We start from the raw sequence: 18,092 nt of genomic DNA on the forward strand, positions 1-18,092 counted from the left end.
CTTGCGGGAATGGTATGTGGTGTCACTTGGCGACGACGAAGCGATCCTCAAAATCATCCGGATAATCCGAGCACTCGGGTTTGCCCGGGAGCGCCTGGCGACATGGCCACTGCGATCTAGTGACGCGATCGACGCGCTCGAAGCGCTCGCCCGTCCATCGCACGAAGCCGAAGTGGGCATAGCCGCCCGCCCTGCGGGGATCGTCCGTCTTCAGTGGCTGGTCGGGATCGAATTCCATCAGCCAGCGCATCGTCGGGGCATAGGGCAATTTGTCGTCGAACAAGAACAATTCGCTGCCGCCGTGGCTCTCCTGACGTGCGCGATCTTCGGCGCTCAACTGCGGATCGCGCGGCAACACTTGCGCACTCACATCGTGCACCACGCCGTCGTCACCGAGACGGTAGGCCTTGCGTCCCTTGCCCGAGCGGCAGTCCATGCTTGCACCGCTCGCATCGCATTTCACTGGCCATACCAGGTACACCGTCTTTTGTGGATCGGGGCTTTCGAAGGAGCGGATGGTGACGCCCCCAGCAACCAGCGTGAAATCCGGACGACGGCCCAAGCCTGGTGCAGCCAGGTAGATCGCGCTGCGCAAGTCCGCCATGCGCGTGTCTGGACTTTCGGCAAGCGCATCCTGAGGAATGGCCAGCAACGCGCGTGCAATATGTGCAGGCGCGGGGCCGCGACAATAGGCATCTTGCAGGAGTTGCTCGGGCGAAGCGCCATGCGATTGGTCACGATTCAAGCAGACGGCGCCCAGTTCCCGCTCCGCCTTGAAGAGAACCCAGGGATGTGGCGTTGCCGCTGTGGCGTTCGGGAAACCGGCGGCTCCATTTGTATGGCTTGCCGCCGCGACACCCTGTGGCGCGGCATGCGGCTCAGCTTGCCCCAAGGCACGCTGCTGCATGCACCCCAGGGTGGCAAGAGACAGCATACATGCCAGTGTCGTGCGAATCCGGATGGTCTTCACACCGTATCCTCCGTTGCACCGCAGGAAAATGCGGGTTCGATCCCAATACTCGCGGATCCAGCCCCAACCATCCTCAATCTACCACCGGCCCTTAGTTGTCTTCATCCTCTCTTGGCGAGCGACGCGGGCCTTCAAATGATACGTCCGGGGTTTCCTAGACATCTCAAGGCCATGGAAAGTGGCAGATTCGGAGGTGTCCATGAGCAGTAAGCGGTATACGGATGAGTTCAAGGTCTGAGCGGTCCGGCAAGTCACCGATCGTGGGTTCAAGGCGGGAGAAGCCACCGAGCGACTGGGTGTCACCACGCACAGCCTGTCCGCATGGCGCCGCAAGTCCGGCAAGCCTGGCGTGGTGCAGCATGCCGAGATGGATCAGAGCGCGGAGATCCGGCGCCTGAAGGCCGAGCTACAGCGGATCACCGAGGAGCGCGACATCCTAATAAGGCCGCCGCGTCACTTAGCCAAGGGATAAAGGCAAAGTACGCCTTCATGCAGCACTATCGCAGTCAATTCAGGCTGTGCACGAATGTGTCGCGTGCTGCGCGTCAACCGAGTTGGCTACTACGCCTGGTTGCGCACGCCCAACAGTCAGCGCGGCAAGGAGGCATGCATCGACTAAGGGGTAACGAACCGATCGCCCATCTTGTCCAGTGAATCGGAGCATTCCGGCGCACCTTCGGGGACCTGACGACACGGCCAGTGCATGCGGTCGACCTTGTCGGTCAGCTCGAACCGCCGGCCTTTCCACACCAGGAAGCCGAAATGCACATAGGCCCAATCGTTGTAGTAGCGGGGATCGTCGGCCAGTGGCGCATCGGGATCCAATTCGATCACCCAGCGCAGCACGGGAACCGTCCACAAGCGCGACGTATCCAGCAGTGGAACCGGTTCTGCGTAGGGGTCATAGCGGCGAATCTCTGCCGCGGTCAAGGTGGGCGCGGCAGGAAGAACCTGGTCGCTGGCGTCGGCCAGCTTGCCATTTGCAGCCAAGCGGAATGCGCGTACTCCGGTGCCGTTCCGGCATGCCAGCGCATGCGCCGTGCACGCCACGCCGTCCACCAGATAGACGGTATCGCGCGAATCGGGCGCCTCGAACGAACGCACCCATAAGGTCTCGGTGACCAACAGGAAATCCGGGCGCTTGCCCAAACCGGGCGAAGCGACATAGACCGCGTCGTCCAGCTCCTTTAGCCGCGCCTCCGTGCTCTCGGCAAGGTCGGTTGGCGCGAGCGACAGCACGACCTTGGCCAGGGGACGCGGCGCCGGCCCGAGGCACTCGTCGGCAGGCAAGAGGACGCTGCGACCAGAAGAGTTGCGTTGCGCCCGCGTCGAACACCTTGCGCCCATGGCCCGCTCCAGCGCGAAACGCGTCCATGGCTGCTGCGAGGACGCCGGCACGGCCGGGTAACGGTCCTCGGCTGCGACGGAGGTCGGCGGAGGCGGCACAGGCGCCGCTATCGAACGGGCGCTCTGTTGAGTACAGCCCAAGGTGACCAACAACAGCATCCCTGCAAAACATCCACCGGAGCCAACGCGACCCATGTACTTCCTCCTTGCGTGCGCAGCACCGAAGCAAAACGACTGCGCTTGTGGCGGGCGAGACCACTATGTGTCGGGAAAAGACCTCAGTGCAAGAGCAGCGGTAGACGAATGCTGACGGTGAGCGGGCGAGCGCGGATTGGCTTTGTAGCGCCCCTGCTTGCCTTGCCGCCGGTGAGCATGCTGCCGCCGGAGCGCGGGTCGGCCGCCTGCAGTACGACGTGGTCGATGGCTTGCAGCACACCGAGCTCGATGCGGACCTTGCCGTCGAACGTCATCGTGTGGGCGTGCGGCGTGATCTCCAGGGCTTGGTGGCACGGCCTGGCGCGAAGCGGCTTTCCAGGGCCAGCGCAACGTTCCTGGCGTCGCCCAGCCGCGTCAGGCCGGAGCGGATCAGGCCCTCGAACTCGCGCGCGTCGAAGGGCTCGGCCGTGAGCTGCTTGCCCGGGCCGGCGAGGTTCTCAAGCGGCGAGGTCATCCATGCCTCCGATCACCCAGATCTTGGGCTGCTGCAGCACGCGCTGCAGGAACGCGTTCTCGTCGCGCAGCCGCTTGGCGTAGTCGGCGCGGGTGTACAGGGTGGGATTGACCGGGCGGCCCAGCCGCGCCTGCGCGCCGTCCAGGGCGCGCATCAGGTCGGCGTAGCCCAGGGTGTCGGAGATCACCATCAGGTCGATGTCGCTGCGCGCGGTGTCGCTGTGCTTGGCGACCGAGCCGTAGACGAAGGCGGCCACGATGTCGGCGGCGATGGGCTGCAAGGCCTCGCCGAGCGGGCCGGCCAGACCCACGGTCTTCTGCACGATGCCCAGCAGTTCCTGATGGATGGGAGCGCGCGGGTCGGACTGGTAGCGGCGCTGGTTGCCGGTGCGCTGCACGCTGAGCAGGCCGGCATCGGCCAGTTTGGCCAGTTCGCGCTGCACGGCGCCGGAGCCGGCGCCGGTGGCGGCGATGAGTTCGTTGACGCCGAAATCGCGCTGCGGCTGGCCGTACAACTGGGCGAGGACGCGTTGCTGGGTGCGGGTGAACAGGGCGTCGGCCAGGCCCACGGGCCGCGCCGTGGCGACGGACGGCGTGGCGCTGGTTGCGGTGCCGGCGGAGGCCTTTGTACCCATAATGGGCACATTACTGCCCAATTTGGGCATTTACAAGATTGGGTGGTGGGGATCTGCCTGTCGCCAGGATGTGCTTGGTACCCGACCCTCACCCCCAACCCCTCTCCCGGGGGGAGAGGGGCTTTCCACTGCGGCGCCTGCCCTGTTCCTGCAGGCCCGCGATTCCCGTGCGTGCGGCCGCCGCGGACGCTACGCGCGCCTCCACGCTACAGTGGCGTCAGCTGTTGCAGCTGGGCCTGGCTGGGGAAGCTGCGCACGCGGTAGCGCGGCGGGTAGTACTCCGATTGCAGTTCCATCAGGGCGCCGACCACGCCGACCGCCTGGTCCCACTGCGCGACCACCACGTCGGCGTCGCCTTCCTCCTTCGGAGCGACGAAGGCGATGCGATCGGCCTTGGGCAACAGGGTGTCCACGCCCTCGGTCCAGGTGGCGAGCGAGAACTGCTGGCCGCCGTCGCTATCCCCGTAAACGCGGTAGGAGGCGACGAACACGTCCAATTGCTCGGCCTCAAGCACCTTCTCCAGCAATTCCTTTTGCAGGGAATAGCTGGAGATGTCCATCATCCGTCGCAGGTCGCCCTGGCGACGCAGGTGCTCGGGCTGCGGCAGCGCGAACGGGACGATCCGCCGCTCGTCGTAGGTGTAGGCCAGCGAGGAGATGCAGCGGCCGTGCGTGGCCGCCTCCACACTCAGTTCGAGCATGGCCGCCATCGCGGCCTCATCGCGGTCGCCGACCACCAGCAGGCAGTCGCGGGTGGGCAGCATGAACACCGGTCGGCCCTTCACCGGCACCCGCTCCAGCACGTCGGGCAACAACACGCGGCTGGTGTCGTAGGCGTCCTGCCAGGCGCCGCGGAACACGCCCGGCGCGACCTCCGCGAAGCGGTCCGGGGTGGCGTCGCGCAGGTTGTCGTGGGCGATGGCCAGCCCCTCCTCCAGCGTGATGCCCCATTCCTTGTTCGGCCCCTGCATCAGGGTCGAGGTGGAATCGGGGCGGTCGATCGCCAGCAGTTCAACGCAGTCCTCGGCCATGTCGCGGCAGGCGACGACGAACGGCGCGTCGGGCCCGTGCTCGCGGCGATGGTTCAGGCGCATTTCCTCGAACATGCCGCGATGGCGCACCACCGGCATCAGCATCGAGCGCACCTGCTCGAATGGCTTGACCTGGTTCTGCTCCTCGTGCCCTTGCCCGAACGCGGCGACATAGCTGCGGATCGCCTCGTCGCGTCCGCGCCGATCGGCATTGCGGTAGGTGTGGTAGAGGTTGTGCAGGTTGATGATGCGGCCATTGCCGCCGATCAGTTGGAAGGTATCCGGGCGATAGACCAGATCCTCGCCGAAGCCTCGCGCGTGGAGCGCGGCGAGGAACCGCTTGGCGAAGGCAGCGGGACTGGGCTTGCGATTGAACAGCGTATCGAGCAGTGCGGAGAACATCGGCGAGCGTCCTTGTCGTGTGGTGATGTGCGAATCGGCGCGCGCACGCTACCACAGCCGCAGCCCGTGGTTGCCTGCGCATGCGGCAGTCCTGGCGTGGCAGCTGCCGACCCAATTTGCCGTCCAAGGATCTGCGCCTGGCTGCAGCGACGCAGATCCGTGTGCCTGTATCCGTCGCTCGGGCGATTTCACGCCCCTCCCACGGCGCGGGGCATCCGACACGCGCGCCACCTCGCACATGATGCGGGTGGGCGCAGCGGGCCTGTCCATCCGCCCGGCACGGTCCGTGCGGGACCCGACCGGGCAAACCCGCCGGCGCTCACAACGGCGGCAATTGCCGAAACTGCGCCTCGTCGGGAAACGCGCGCACGCGGTAGCGCGGCGGATACAGCAGTGGCTGCCGTTCCATCAGATCGCCGAACATGGCGACGGCCTCGTCCCAGGGCACGGCCGCGATGTCCTCGTCGTCCTCGCCGCGCGGCAGCACCAGCGCGATGCGGTCGGTCCTGGGCAACATGGCGTCCACGCCCTTGCTCCAGGTGCAGATCGAAAACTCCCGCATCCCGTCCTCGCGGTCCTGGTAGATGCTGAGCGAGGCGACGTAGATGTCCTGATCGGTCGCCTCGTGGAGCTTGTCCAGTGCGGCCTTCTGGTCGGCATAGGCCGGCGCATCCAGCAGCCGGCGCAGATCCGCCTGGCGTTGCCGCTGCTCGGGCAGCGGCAACGCGAACGGCACGATGCGGCGCGCGTCGTCGTAGGTGAACACAAGCGCGGAGACGCTGCGGCCTTCCCCGGCCGCTTCCACGCTCAGCTCCAGCATCGCACCGATAGCGGCCGCATCGCGGTCGCCCGCCACCAACAGGCAGTCGCGCGCGGGCAGCATGAACACCGGGTTGCCCGCCACAGGAATGCGATACAGCAGGTCCGGCAGCAAGGCGCGACTGGTGTCGTACCCGTCCTGCCAGCCGCCGCGGAACACGCCCGGCGCGACTTCGACGAAGTGGTCCGCGGTCGCCTCGCGCAGATTGTCGCAGGCGATCGCCAGGCCTTCGTCCAGCGTGATTCCCCATGCCGGCGGCGGCCCCTGGAACAGCGCGGAGATCGAATCCGGCAGATCCTGCGCCAGCAGTTCGACGCAATCCTCGGCGACGTCGCGCCAGGCATAAGGGAACGGTGCATCCAGACCGTTCTCGAGAAGATGCTCCAGCCGGATCTCCTCGAACATGCCGCGATTGCGGATCACCGGCATCAGCGTCGGGCGCGCCTCTTCCAGGGTCTTTTCCCGACCGACCTCTGTCTGCGCGTTCAGCGATGACGCCACGTAGGCGCGCAACGCCTCGGCGCGGCCCTTGCGCGTGGCGCGCGCGTAGGCCTGGTAGGCGTTGTGCAGATTGATGGTGTGGCCATTGCCGACGACCAGCCGGAACGCGTCGGGCTGGTAGGCCATGTCCTCGCGATACCCCTGCTTGCGCAAGGCCTCCATGTACAGCCTGGCGAATGCGTCCGGGCTGGGATTGCGATTGAACAGCTTGTCGAGCAATGCGGAGAGCATCGTTGGTCTTCCTTGATCATGATGGGATGCGTGATGCGTCGCCCGCTCGTCGCAGGCGCCGCATCGGGAATTGTCTTACAAGAAAGCCCCGCCGGAGCGGGGCTTTCCATGGGCCAAAGCCGACAACGCACGCTTGGATCAGGCGAACGGATCCTGCAGCACCATGGTGTGGTCGCGGTCCGGGCCGGTGGAGACGATGGAGATCGGGCAGCCGGCCAGTTCCTCCAGCGCGCGCAGGTAGGCGCGGGCGGCGGGCGGCAGTTCCTCCCACACGGTGATGCCGTGGGTGTTCTCGCTCCAGCCTGGGAACTCCAGGTACACCGGGGTGCACTCTTCCCAGCCCTGCGCGTCCAGCGGCGCGTACTCGGTGCGCTTGCCGCGGTATTCGTAGGCGATGCACACCTTCAGTTTCTCCATGCCGTCGAGCACGTCGAGCTTGGTGATGCACAGGCCGGAGATGCCGTTGATGGCCACGGCGCGCTTGAGTGCGACGATGTCCATCCAGCCGCAGCGGCGCGGGCGGCCGGTGGAGGCGCCGTACTCGGCACCGCGGTCGCGGATGCCCTGGCCGATGGCGTCGTCCAATTCGGTCGGGAACGGGCCGCCGCCGACACGGGTGGCGTAGGCCTTGGCGATGCCCAGCACGTAGTCGATGTCCTGCGCGCCCACGCCGGTACCGGCCAGCGCACCGCCGACGGTGGTGTTGGAACTGGTGACGTAGGGATAGGTGCCGTGGTCGATGTCCAGCAGCGCGCCCTGCGCGCCTTCGAACAGCACGCGCTTGCCCTGCTTGCGCAGGTCGTGAAGGATGCCGGCGACGTCGGACTTCATCGGCTGCACGTACTCGCCGAAGGCCAGCGCTTCGTCGAAGGTCTTCTGGAAGTCGACCGCCTCCACGCCCAGGTACTTGGTCAGCACGAAGTTGTGGTAGTCCAGCGCGGTGCGCAGCAGCTCTTCCAGCTGCGGCGGGTAATGCAGGTCGGCGACGCGGATGCCGCGGCGCGCCACCTTGTCTTCGTAGGCCGGGCCGATGCCGCGGCCGGTGGTGCCGATGGCCTTGCCGCCGGCGGCCTTCTCGCGGGCCTGATCCAGGGCGATGTGGTACGGCATGATCAGCGGCGCGGCCGGCGAGATCTTCAGGCGCGAACGCACTTCCACGCCCGCTTCCTCCAGTTCGCTGATTTCCTTGATCAAGGCCGCCGGGGAGATCACCACGCCATTGCCGATCAGACACAGCGCGTCGTCGCGCAGGATGCCGGACGGGATCAGGTGCAGGACGGTCTTCTTGCCGTTGATGACGAGGGTGTGGCCGGCATTGTGGCCGCCCTGGAAACGCACGACGGCCCCGATTTCCTCGGTGAGCAGATCGACGATCTTGCCTTTGCCTTCATCGCCCCACTGGGCGCCGAGCACGACAACTGACTGACCCATGGCTGGGTAACTCCTGGTTTGCTGCGTGACCATCGGGGCCACGCGGATGTGGTGGCCGTGCGGGGGCCGACCGGCACCGGTGCGGCTGCTCCATCGGGGAGCGTCCAGGCAACGGCGGACCCATACACGGAAAAAGCCGGTCGAGACGCTCGCGTGGAGCGGGCCCGGCCGGCTTTTGTGCATTATCCGGGTTTTGGGTGGCGGTCACCACCCCTTCCGGCAGCGTGTTCAGCGGCGCGCCCGGGTCGAACGAACCGCACCCGGCTCAGGCACGGACCCACAGCAGCGCCAGCAACCCCACGGCCAGCGCCGCGCCGCCGGCGGTGCGCAACTGCGCGGCGGGTATGGCCAGCATCTGCTGCACCAACCGCTTCCAGGCCTCCGGTGCCACCAGCAGGATCAGTCCCTCGAAGATGACGACCAGGCACACCGCGGCGATCAGATCGTGCATGGGGTCTCACAGGCAGAAGGCGATGGCGTGTACGCGTCAGCTGGACCGCCCCCATCCTGTAGGAGCGGCTTCAGCCGCGACAGGGTTCGCGGAACGCCTGCCGCGTTCGGACTTTTCTGGGAGATCCTGTCGCGGCTGAAGCCGCTCCTACAAAGGAAGGCGGCTGCGGCCGATATCGACAACGGGACTAGGACCCGCTTTGCGAATCCCCAATCCCCAATCCCCAATCCCAGCCCCTCAGCGATCGCTCTTGAGGTACTGCAGGAACGGATCGTTCTTGTCCAGCACGATCACCGCATTGCCGTCGCCCATCGCGCCACGGTAGGCCTCCAGGCTGCGGTAGAACGCGTAGAACGACGGGTCGACCGAGCCGGCCTTGCCGTAGATGCTGGCGGCCTCGGCATCGCCCTCGCCGCGCAGCTTCTGCGCGTCGCGCTCGGCCTCGGCGACCAGCACGGTGCTTTCGCGATCGGCCTGGGCGCGGATGGTCAGCGCCTGCTCCTCGCCCTCGGCGCGCAGCTTGCTGGCTTCCTGCTTGCGTTGCGCGCGCATGCGCTCGTACACGTCGGTGATCACCTGGCTGTCGGTCGGCAGGTCGATCTGCTTGATGCGCAGGTCGGTGATCTGCATGCCCAGGGTCTTGCTGGCGGCGTTGATCGCGCCAAGTTGCTGCGCGATCAGTTCGCTGCGGTCGCCCGACACCAGCTGCTGCAGGGTGCGCGCATTGATCTGGTTGCGCAGCGAGTCGACGATGATCGGCGCCAGGCGCGCATTGGCCACCTTCTCGTCGCCGCCGGTGCCGCGGTAGAACGCGCGCACGTCGGAGATATAGCCGATGGCGAAGAAGTCGACGCTGACGTCCTTCTGCTCGGCGGTGAAATACCGCGCCGGCGGCATGTCCAGCACCTGGAAGCGGCGGTCGAACACCCGCGCCGTCTCCACCAGCGGCAGCTTGAAGTGCAGCCCCGGCTTGAGGTCGGCGCGGACCACGCGGCCCAGGTTGAGGACCATCGCGGTCTGGTCCTCGCGCACCACGAATACCGAGCTGAGCAGCGCGAACAGCGCGACCACCGCAACACCGGCCCACAGGGAAATCCTCATCGCTGCACCTCCTCACGGCCGCTCGGGCGCGGCGTGCGCTCCGGGCTGCGGATACTCTCGGCCGGGCTGCTGGACAGCGACGGCATTAGGACCTCCTGCGGCAGCGTCGGCACGCCGCCGTTGGACGATGGCGATGGCGCCGGCGCGGCGCCGCTCGCACCGCCCTTGGCGCCATCGGCGGGCATCGGCACGTAGATCAGCTGGCGACCGTCGCCACCGACCACCTTGCGGTTCTCCGCCAGCACCTGCTGCACCGTCTCCAGCCACAGGCGCTTGCGGGTGACCTCCGGCGCGTTCTGGTACTGCTGCTGCAACAGGCTGAAGCGCTGCGCGTCGCCTTGCGCGCGGGCGATCGCCGCCTCCTTGTAGCCCTCGGCCACGGTGCGGGTGCGCGACGCCTGGCCGCGCGCTTCCGGCACCACCTTGGCGGCGTAGGCGCGGGCTTCGTCGATCAGCCGCTCCTTGACCTGCTGGGCGCCGTTGACCTCGTCGAAGGCCGGCTTCACCTCTTCCGGCGGGCGCGCGTCGGGCAGGGTCAGCCCGGTCACGATCAGGCCGGTGCGGTAGGCGCTGAGCGCCGCCTGCAGGCGGTCGCGCGCGGCGGTGGCCATCGGCCCACGGTTGTTCAGCACCACGTTGAGATCGGCGCGGCCGACCTGTTCGCGCACCGCGCTCTGCGCGGCCTGTTCCAGCACCTGGTCGGCGTCGCGCGAGCCGAACACGTACATGCGCGGATCGTCGATGCGGTACTGCACGTTGAGCGAGACGCTGACGATGTTCTCGTCGCGGGTCAGCACCGGCACCTGGTTGCTGAAGGTCTTGATCTCGGTGGCGTTGACCTTGCGCACCGATTCGATCGGCCACGGCAGCTTGAAGTTGGGGCCGGGCTGCAGGATCCGCGAGAACTGGCCGAAGCGCAGGACCACGCCGCGCTGCTGCTCGCCGATCAGCTGGAAGCTGCTGAACAGCAGCAACAGCACCGCCGCCGCCAGCACCCAGCGGCCGATGTTGCCGCCATCGCCGCCGAACATGTCCTTCAGGGGACCGGGCATCCCGCCCCACTTGCCGCCACCGTTGCCGCCACGAGGCTTCCAGGGATTGCGCCCGTGATTGTCCGGGCCATCTCCGCCCTTGCCGCCGGGTGTGTTCCAGGCCATGCATGCTCCAAGAAGGTAGGTGGCGGCGCGTCGGTCCGCGCCGGTCACCGGAAGTGAGTCGCCGATTCTACAAGATGGGGCAGATCGGACGGTTCGAAAGGGCTATCTTGGTGCATTCCTTCGTGCCGACCAAGGTGTGCCCATGGCGATCCCCGCCCAGTTCCCCTCTTTCCGCATCCACCAGGACGACGCCGGCTACCGCGCCGCGGTCGAGCCGGTGGCCCTGGACCAGCTCAGTCCGGGCGAGGTGGTGATCCGGGGCGCCTGGTCGTCGGTCAACTTCAAGGACGCCCTGGCCGGCACCGGCCAGGGCAAGATCCTGCGCCGCTTCCCGCTGGTCGGCGGCATCGACGTGGCCGGGCACGTGGTCGAGTCCCGCGACCCGGCGTTCAAGGAAGGCGATGCGGTGCTGGTCACCGGCTGCGGCCTCAGCGAGACCCGCGACGGCGGCTACAGCCAGTACGCGCGGCTGGAGGCCAAGTGGGTGGTGCCGCTGCCGGCCGGGCTGAGCCTGCGCGAGAGCATGGTGCTGGGCACCGCCGGCTTCACCGCGGCGCTGGCGCTGCTGCGCCTGCTCGACAACCGGCAGACCCCGGAACTGGGCCCGCTGTGCGTGACCGGCGCCACCGGCGGGGTCGGCTCGCTGGCGATCGACATCTTCAGCCGTGCCGGCTTCGAGGTGCATGCGGTCAGCGGCAAGGCCGACCGCGCCGATCACCTCAAGGCGCTGGGCGCCACCCAGGTGCTGGGCCGCGAGACGCTGCAGACCAGGCGGCCGCTGGAATCGGTGCGCTTCGGCGGCGGCCTGGACAACGTGGGCGGGGCGATGCTGACCAGCCTGCTGGCGCAGACCGCGCCGTACGGCAACGTCGCCAGCGCCGGCCTGGCGGCGACCGCGGAGCTGGACATGACGGTGATGCCGTTCATCCTGCGCGGCGTGGCGCTACTGGGCATCGGCTCGGCCGGCACCGCCCGCGACCTGCGCGACCGCATCTGGCAGCACCTGGGCAGCGACTGGAAGCCACGCCACCTGGAGACGATCTGCACCCGCGAGGTGGACCTGGCCGGGCTGCCCGAGGTGTTCGCGACGATGCTCGCCGGGCAGTCGTTCGGGCGCACCGTGGTACGGCTGGATCCGGCCGCGTAGACGCCCCGAAGCGTTTGTGACGCGCACCGCTTTCCGGGTGCGCGGTGCTGCCACTACACTCCTGTCTCCTAGGGGGGAAACACATGGCACGCATCCTGATCGTCGACGACTCGCCGTCGCAGTTGCTCGGCATCCAACGCATCGTCGAGAAGCTGGGCCACGAAACGATCACCGCCACCGACGGCGCGGCCGGGGTGGAAGCGGCCAAGGCGTCGCTGCCGGACCTGGTGCTGATGGACGTGGTGATGCCCAATCTCAACGGCTTCCAGGCCACCCGCACCCTGCGCCGCGAGCCCAGCACCCAGCACATCCCGGTGATCCTGGTCACCACCAAGGACCAGGACACCGACCGCATGTGGGGCATGCGCCAGGGCGCGCGCGCCTACATCACCAAGCCGTTCTCCGAGGACGAACTGTCGGAGGTGATCGAGCGGGTGTTCAGCGGCGAGGATGCGCCGTAGGAGCTGGGATTGGGGAATGGGGAATGGGGATTCGCAAGGGCGGGTTTCCAGCGGCGTTTGAGCGCGGCGCGAAGCCATGGTCCACACGGTGCCCCTGTAGGAGCGGCTTCAGCCGCGACGGGCGTTACCGGTAACGCGTGTCGCGGCTGAAGCCGCTCCTACAGGTGCGTCGCCATGGCGAGACTTCGAGCATGCCGCTGCCGCAGAGCTCCAAACGCATTGCTCGGGCGGGCGCATGACGGGGCGATGCCGCCTTATCGAGACGGCATCGCGGATGAAGCCGTTCCCACGACGCACCGGCCTGACGAGGGATCGCGCTTGCGACTCCCCAATCCCGGCTCCCCAATCCCCGCCCCCACTCAAACGGCTTCGCCAAACGCCTTGGCCAACCCGCGATACGCCTTGCGCTGCGCCTCGGTCTCCGGGGCCGGCGCCAGCACTTCCAGTTCGACGATCTGGTCGCCCGCCGGGTTGCCCGGCAGGCCGCGTCCGCGCAGGCGCAGCTTGCGCCCGGCGTCGGAGTCCGGCGGGATCTTCAGTTCCACCGCCCCGCCCAGGGTCGGCACGCTGATGCTGGTGCCCAGCGCCGCCTGCCACGGCATCACCGGCAAGGTGTAGAGGATGTTGAGTCCGTCCACCTCGAACTGCGGGTGCGCGGCGTACTCGATCTCCAGCAGCAGGTTGCTGCCGCCGTTGCCCTGCCCGCTCAGGCGGATCACCTGGCCCGGCCGCACGCCCTTGGGCACGCGCACGTCCAGTTGCTTGCCGTTGATGGTGATGCGCACGCTGTCGCCGGCGTACACCGCTTCCAGCGGCACCGCCAGCTTGGCGCGGGTGTCGCCGCGCGGCGCCGCGCCCGGACCGGGGCCGGCACCGCCCTGGCGCGCACGCTGCTGGCGCGCGAACAGGCTTTCGAAGAAATCGCTGAAGCCGCCGCCGGCGCCGCCGTTGCCGAACACCTCCTCGAAGTCGAAGCCCTGCGCCCCGCCGTAGTTCGGCGGCGCATGGAACTCCTCGCCCGGGCGGTAGCCCTGCGCGCGCAACTGGTCGTAGGCGGCGCGCTTGGCCGGATCGCGCAGCGCCTCGTAGGCCTCGTTGATGGCCTTGAACTTGTCTTCCGCGCCGGCTTCCTTGCTGACGTCGGGATGGTACTTGCGCGCCAGCCGCCGGTACGCGGTCTTGATCTCGGCATCGCCCGCGCTGGGCTCCACGCCCAGGGTGGCGTAGTAATCCTTGAATTCCATCCATCACCTCAAAAAGAGTCGGCCCGCCGCCTTGCGGCAACGGGCCGGTTGCATGCTGCGCACCATCGCCCGGCCATTCTACTGGCCGGCCGGCAGGCGCGGCGTCGCGGTGGCGACGCCGGCGCGGGCGGGCGCTTACTGCACGATCGTGGCCCCGGTGTCGACCTGGATCCGGCGCGGCGTGCTCGCCGGGCGCTTGGGAATGCGCACTTCCAGCACGCCATGGTAGCCGGTGGCGGAAATGCCGTCCGGATCGGCGCTGTCGGGCAGCGCGAACCGGCGGTGGAAGCTGCCGTAGCGGCGCTCCACGCGCGAGAAGCGCTCGCTGTCGGCGGCCGACTCGCTCTTGCGCTCGCCCTTGATCGACAGGATGCCCTTGTCCATCGACACCTCGATCTCGGACGGGTCGATGCCCGGCAGGTCGGCGTACAGCACGAAGCGATCGGTCTCCTCCTTGATGTCCACGCGCGGCACCCACTGCGCGGTGACGACGGCCGACTCGTCGGTGCCGCCGTTGGGATCGAAGAACCGGTCGAACACCTGCTTGATCTCGTTCTGGAACGCGGCCTGGGCCGGCCACTGGCGATAACGGACGATGCTCATCTCGTGGTCTCCTGAAACGTGAATGAGGTAAACCCTGACGGGTGGTTCGCGGCGGCGGGCACGCCCGGCCGCCATGCCTGCCAGATAGGTGTGCCGCGGCGCTTTTCAAGGCGTTGACGCCACCTTCCCATTTCGATTTCTAGACTCGATTCACTCAAGGAGCCCGACATGCCCATCCAGCCCGGCGAACGCATTCCCGAAGTGGTCCTGCAGCGCATCCGCGACGGCGTGGAGCAGGTGGACACGCGCACCCTGTTCGACAGCCACCGCGCCGTGCTGTTCGCGGTACCGGGCGCCTTCACCCCGACCTGCTCGGAGAAGCATCTGCCCGGCTACGTCGAGCACTTCGAGGAGTTCCGCAAGCGCGGCATCGAGGTGTACTGCATGGCGGTCAACGACCCGTTCGTGATGCAGGCCTGGGGCAAGAGCCAGTTGGTGCCCGACGGCTTGCAGATGCTGTCCGACGGCAACGGCCAACTGGCCAAGGCCCTGGGCCTGGAAATGGACGCCAGCAGCTACGGCATGGGCGTGCGGGCGCGGCGCTTCGCGCTGTACGCCGACGATGGCGTGGTGCGCGCGCTGTTCGTCGAGGCGCCGGGCGAATTCAAGGTCTCCGCCGCCGACTACGTGCTGCAGCATCTCCCCGACTGATCTCCCTTCACCCACCACACAGGAACCGGCCAGCCATGTCCAACAAGCCAGCCAACGACGCCAAGCCGCTGCAGAACACCGCCGGCCTCACCGACACCGCCACGCTGCGCGCCAACGCGCGCCAGAGCATCGAGGACGGTGCCATCACCAAGAGCTACAGCGCCGACCGCGAGGCGGTGATCAAGCTGCTCAACGACGCGCTCGCCACCGAATACGTGTGCGTGCTGCGCTACTACCGCCACTACTTCATGGCCTCGGGCATGCTCGCCGACGCGGTCAAGGCCGAGTTCCTGGAACACGCCCAGCAGGAACAGGAACACGCGCACAAGCTGGCCGAGCGCATCGTGCAGCTCGGCGGCGAACCGGACCTCAACCCGGACACCCTGACCGCGCGCTCGCACGCCGAGTACAAGGAAGGCGAGGACCTGCGCGACATGGTCAAGGAGAACCTGATCGCCGAACGCATCGCCATCGACAGCTACCGCGAGATGATCAACTTCATCGGCGACAAGGACACCACCACCAAGCGCATCCTGGAGAGCATCCTGGCGCAGGAGGAAGAGCACGCCGACGAGTTCTCGGACCTGCTGGAAGGCTGGATCGGCAAGTAGTTCGTCCGCTCGGTTTTCGCGCACCGCCAGCGCCCGGCACCCGCCGGGCGCTGCTTTTTTTGTAGGAGCGGCTTCAGCCGTGACACGCGCCATCCGCACGTCCTGTCGCGGCTGAAGCCGCTCCTACAGGGATGAGGGTCATGCGATTTCGGCGTAATGCGCCGAACCCGCCGCACTCAATGCAGTACCCGGAACCGCACCTGCGTCCAGGCGCCATTGCTGGCCAGGGCGGTCAGGGTGTGGTCGCCGGCCTCGGCGAAATCGCGCTGGAAGGTGCGCGCGCCGTCGGTGCGGGCGATCCAGCGTCCGTCCAGCAGCCAATCCACCGGCGCGGTGGTGCCCAGCGCGCGCACCTGCAGGCGCACGCTGGTACTGCCCGGGGCGCGCGCCAGGGTGGCGCGGTCGGTGAGCCCTTCGATGCGCAGCACGTCGCTGCGGCCGCGGCCGTCGTCGCGGCAGTCGGGGGACAGCGGCGGCAATTGCGCCGCCTGGCGTTCGCTGGCGTGCAGCCATGGGGTCAGCAGCGCCGGCCAGCGCGCGATCTCGCGCGGCACCGCCTGGTGCGGCCGCGTGCAGTCCGGCGACAGGCGCAGGCCGCTGCGCGCATCCACCTGCAGCGTGTCGCGGCCGGCGCTCCACAGCCGCGCGTCGCGTTCGGCGAAGGTCGGCGGCACCGCGCCGTCCAGCGCGTAGGCCGAAAAGCGCCGCTGGCACAGGGCCGGCGGGGTCTGCGCGGCGGCGATGCCCAGCGGCCAGCACACGTCCACTTGCTGCACATTGCCCGGCATCGGCCGCGGCGCGTTGTCGCCGCGCGCGCGCGGCAGGCTGTCGATGGTCTCGAACATCAGCGGCAACGCGGTCACCGCGCCGTACTGGCCGGGCAGCGGGGTACCGTCCGGACGCCCGACCCAGACCCCAACGGTGTAGCGGCGCGTGCTGCCGATCGCCCAGGCGTCGCGGTAGCCGTAGCTGGTGCCGGTCTTCCAGGCGACGCGCGGGCGCGTGCCGACATCGAAGGTGCCCACGCCGTAGCCAGGACGCGGATTGGCCTCCAGCATCTCGCGCACGATCCACGCCGCGCCGGGCGACATCAGGCGCCGCTCGATGACCTTGTCGGTCGGCGTGTAGCGCACGTGGCCGGCGATGCCGTCGCGGTTGAGCGCGGCGAAGGCGCCGACCAGTTCCTCCAGTTGCGCGCCGGTGCCGCCGAGGATCAGCGCCAGGTTCGGGGTGCTGCCGCGCGGGAACTTCAGGCCGATGCCGGCGTTGTTCAGGCGCGCGGCGAAGCGCGCCGGCCCGACCCGGTCGAGCAGGTCCACCGCCGGCACGTTCAGCGACAGGCGCAGGGCGCTGGCGGCGCCGACCGGGCCGTTGAACGCCTCGTCGAAATTGCCGGGCCGGTAGTCGCCGAAGCTCTGCGGCGCGTCCACCAGCAGACTTTCCGAGTGGATCAGGCCATCGTCCAGGGCCATGCCGTACAGGAACGGCTTGAGCGTGGAGCCGGGCGAGCGCCAGGCCTGCACCATGTCCACGTCGCCGAGCCGCTTGCGGTCGCCGAACGTCACCGAGCCGACATAGGCGCGCGCCTGCAGGTCGCGGTTGTCGACCACCAGCAAGGCCGCGGAAGTACGCTCGGGCAGTTGCGAGAAGTAGGCGCTGACCCGGTCCTCCAACGTGCGCTGCAGGTCGGCGTCGATGGTGGAGACGATGTGCGCGGCGCGCGGGGTCTGCCGGCGCAGGCGCTCGGCCAGCAACGCGGCGTGCAGCGGCGCCTGCAGCGAGCGCGCCACCACCGGTTCGATGCGCGCGTCGTCGACCTGCTCGCGCGGCCACACCTGCAGGTCGACCATGCGCTCGAGCACCTTGTCGCGCGCGGCGCGCGCGGCCTCCGGGTGCCGGTCCGGGCGCAGCCGGCTCGGCGCCTGCGGCAGTACCGCCAGCAGCGCCGCCTCGGCCTGCGACAGGCGCGCCGCCGGCTTGCCCAGATAGGCCCAACTGGCGGCCTCCACGCCCTCGATGGTGCCGCCGTAGGGCGCGCGCTCCAGGTACAGCTGCAGGATCTGGCGCTTGCTCAGATGCACTTCCAGCTGCACCGCGCGCAGCACCTGCTGCGCCTTGCCCCATGGCGTGCGTGTGCTGACGTCGGCCGGCATCAGGATCCGCGCCACCTGCATGGTCAGGGTGGAGCCGCCGGAGACGATGTGGCGCGAGAACACCCACTGCTTGGCCGCGCGCAGCAGCGCCCAGGGATTGACCCCGGGGTGGTGCCAGAACCAGCGGTCCTCGTAATTCAGCAAGGCCTGCAGGTACAGCGGCGAGACGCTCTGCGCGGTGGCCGGATAGCGCCACACGCCGTTGCCGTCGGCGAACGCGCGCAGCGGGGTGCCATCGGCGGCCACCACCAGGGTCGAGGTGTCGCGCGACTTCGGCAGCGGCAGCGGGAACGCCAGGTCCAGCAGCAACAGCGTGCTCAGCAGCGCCACCGTGCCCCAGCGCAGCCAGGGCAGCAGGCGCGTCCAGCGCCGGGTGCGCCGCGCGGGATGCGTGGCGGCGGTGTCGTCCTGCAGCATGCGGGCTCCCTGTGGAAGCGGCTATTTTGCCCGTTGCGGCGGCGTCATGGGCGATGCGC

18 protein-coding genes and 1 pseudogene are annotated in these 18,092 nt (G+C 68.4%); 5 read left to right on the plus strand and 14 right to left on the minus strand.

Annotation, left to right across the window (positions count from 1 at the left end):
• Positions 1 to 22: 22 nt before the first annotated feature.
• Positions 23 to 934: a hypothetical protein gene (locus AB3X07_RS16730; RefSeq protein ID WP_369944791.1), complete on the minus strand. Its 912-nt coding sequence runs from the start codon at positions 932 to 934 to the stop codon at positions 23 to 25.
• A 235-nt stretch (positions 935 to 1,169) separates the two neighbouring features.
• On the opposite strand from AB3X07_RS16730, the pseudogene AB3X07_RS16735 reads away from it, so the two are divergent.
• Positions 1,170 to 1,574 (plus strand): annotated as a pseudogene (locus tag AB3X07_RS16735) (transposase); the annotation flags it as partial.
• 11 nt (positions 1,575 to 1,585) lie between these two features.
• On the opposite strand, the gene AB3X07_RS16740 reads toward AB3X07_RS16735, so the two are convergent.
• From AB3X07_RS16740 to hflK, 10 genes are all read right to left on the minus strand, one after another.
• Positions 1,586 to 2,476, minus strand: coding sequence for a hypothetical protein (locus AB3X07_RS16740; protein ID WP_369939797.1), 891 nt, complete (start codon positions 2,474 to 2,476; stop codon positions 1,586 to 1,588).
• Between the two features lie 119 nt (positions 2,477 to 2,595).
• Positions 2,596 to 2,787, minus strand: coding sequence for a hypothetical protein (locus tag AB3X07_RS16745; RefSeq protein WP_369939798.1), 192 nt, complete (start codon positions 2,785 to 2,787; stop codon positions 2,596 to 2,598).
• Complete coding sequence (locus AB3X07_RS16750) at positions 2,784 to 2,987, minus strand: hypothetical protein (protein ID WP_369939800.1); 204 nt, start codon at positions 2,985 to 2,987, stop codon at positions 2,784 to 2,786. The genes AB3X07_RS16745 and AB3X07_RS16750 overlap by 4 nt, the downstream gene beginning before the upstream one ends.
• A complete protein-coding gene (locus tag AB3X07_RS16755; RefSeq protein ID WP_369939802.1) occupies positions 2,971 to 3,621 on the minus strand; it encodes a transcriptional regulator in 651 nt (216 codons plus the stop codon). The genes AB3X07_RS16750 and AB3X07_RS16755 overlap by 17 nt, the downstream gene beginning before the upstream one ends.
• A gap of 206 nt (positions 3,622 to 3,827) precedes the next feature.
• On the minus strand, positions 3,828 to 5,054 hold the full coding sequence (locus AB3X07_RS16760) for a DUF1444 family protein (RefSeq protein ID WP_369939803.1): 1,227 nt from the start codon (positions 5,052 to 5,054) through the stop codon (positions 3,828 to 3,830).
• A 319-nt stretch (positions 5,055 to 5,373) separates the two neighbouring features.
• On the minus strand, positions 5,374 to 6,606 hold the full coding sequence (locus AB3X07_RS16765; protein ID WP_369939804.1) for a hypothetical protein: 1,233 nt from the start codon (positions 6,604 to 6,606) through the stop codon (positions 5,374 to 5,376).
• A 138-nt stretch (positions 6,607 to 6,744) separates the two neighbouring features.
• The gene (locus AB3X07_RS16770) at positions 6,745 to 8,037 is read right to left on the minus strand and encodes an adenylosuccinate synthase (RefSeq protein WP_369939807.1); all 1,293 of its coding nucleotides are present in this window, start codon (positions 8,035 to 8,037) and stop codon (positions 6,745 to 6,747) included.
• 265 nt (positions 8,038 to 8,302) lie between these two features.
• Complete coding sequence (locus tag AB3X07_RS16775; protein ID WP_369939809.1) at positions 8,303 to 8,488, minus strand: DUF2065 domain-containing protein; 186 nt, start codon at positions 8,486 to 8,488, stop codon at positions 8,303 to 8,305.
• 237 nt (positions 8,489 to 8,725) lie between these two features.
• Positions 8,726 to 9,589 carry a protease modulator HflC gene (hflC, locus tag AB3X07_RS16780; RefSeq protein ID WP_369939810.1) on the minus strand — a complete coding sequence of 288 codons (864 nt, stop codon included), beginning with the start codon at positions 9,587 to 9,589 and terminating at the stop codon, positions 8,726 to 8,728.
• The gene (hflK, locus tag AB3X07_RS16785; RefSeq protein WP_369939812.1) at positions 9,586 to 10,746 is read right to left on the minus strand and encodes an FtsH protease activity modulator HflK; all 1,161 of its coding nucleotides are present in this window, start codon (positions 10,744 to 10,746) and stop codon (positions 9,586 to 9,588) included. The genes hflC and hflK overlap by 4 nt, the downstream gene beginning before the upstream one ends.
• A gap of 142 nt (positions 10,747 to 10,888) precedes the next feature.
• Between hflK and AB3X07_RS16790 the strand changes: the two genes are divergently transcribed.
• On the plus strand, positions 10,889 to 11,893 hold the full coding sequence (locus AB3X07_RS16790; RefSeq protein WP_369939814.1) for an acryloyl-CoA reductase: 1,005 nt from the start codon (positions 10,889 to 10,891) through the stop codon (positions 11,891 to 11,893).
• Positions 11,894 to 11,976: 83 nt separating this feature from the next.
• Positions 11,977 to 12,354 carry a twitching motility response regulator PilH gene (pilH, locus tag AB3X07_RS16795; RefSeq protein WP_369939815.1) on the plus strand — a complete coding sequence of 126 codons (378 nt, stop codon included), beginning with the start codon at positions 11,977 to 11,979 and terminating at the stop codon, positions 12,352 to 12,354.
• A 359-nt stretch (positions 12,355 to 12,713) separates the two neighbouring features.
• On the opposite strand, the gene AB3X07_RS16800 is transcribed toward pilH, so the two are convergent.
• A complete protein-coding gene (locus AB3X07_RS16800) occupies positions 12,714 to 13,598 on the minus strand; it encodes a DnaJ C-terminal domain-containing protein (RefSeq protein ID WP_369939816.1) in 885 nt (294 codons plus the stop codon).
• 135 nt (positions 13,599 to 13,733) lie between these two features.
• Entirely contained in the window at positions 13,734 to 14,201 is a 468-nt protein-coding gene (locus AB3X07_RS16805; RefSeq protein WP_369939818.1) for an Hsp20/alpha crystallin family protein, read from the minus strand.
• Positions 14,202 to 14,369: 168 nt separating this feature from the next.
• Here AB3X07_RS16805 and AB3X07_RS16810 point away from each other — a divergent pair, with 168 nt between their 5' ends.
• A complete protein-coding gene (locus tag AB3X07_RS16810) occupies positions 14,370 to 14,852 on the plus strand; it encodes a peroxiredoxin (RefSeq protein ID WP_369939820.1) in 483 nt (160 codons plus the stop codon).
• Between the two features lie 35 nt (positions 14,853 to 14,887).
• A complete protein-coding gene (locus tag AB3X07_RS16815) occupies positions 14,888 to 15,463 on the plus strand; it encodes a ferritin-like domain-containing protein (protein ID WP_369939821.1) in 576 nt (191 codons plus the stop codon).
• A 176-nt stretch (positions 15,464 to 15,639) separates the two neighbouring features.
• Here the strand turns inward: AB3X07_RS16815 and pbpC are convergent, their stop codons facing one another.
• Positions 15,640 to 18,033, minus strand: coding sequence for a penicillin-binding protein 1C (gene pbpC, locus AB3X07_RS16820; protein ID WP_369939823.1), 2,394 nt, complete (start codon positions 18,031 to 18,033; stop codon positions 15,640 to 15,642).
• Positions 18,034 to 18,092 lie beyond the last annotated feature (59 nt).

The sequence above is a fragment of the Xanthomonas sp. DAR 35659 genome, assembly GCF_041242975.1.
Taxonomy (GTDB): Bacteria; Pseudomonadota; Gammaproteobacteria; order Xanthomonadales; family Xanthomonadaceae; genus Xanthomonas_A; species Xanthomonas_A medicagonis.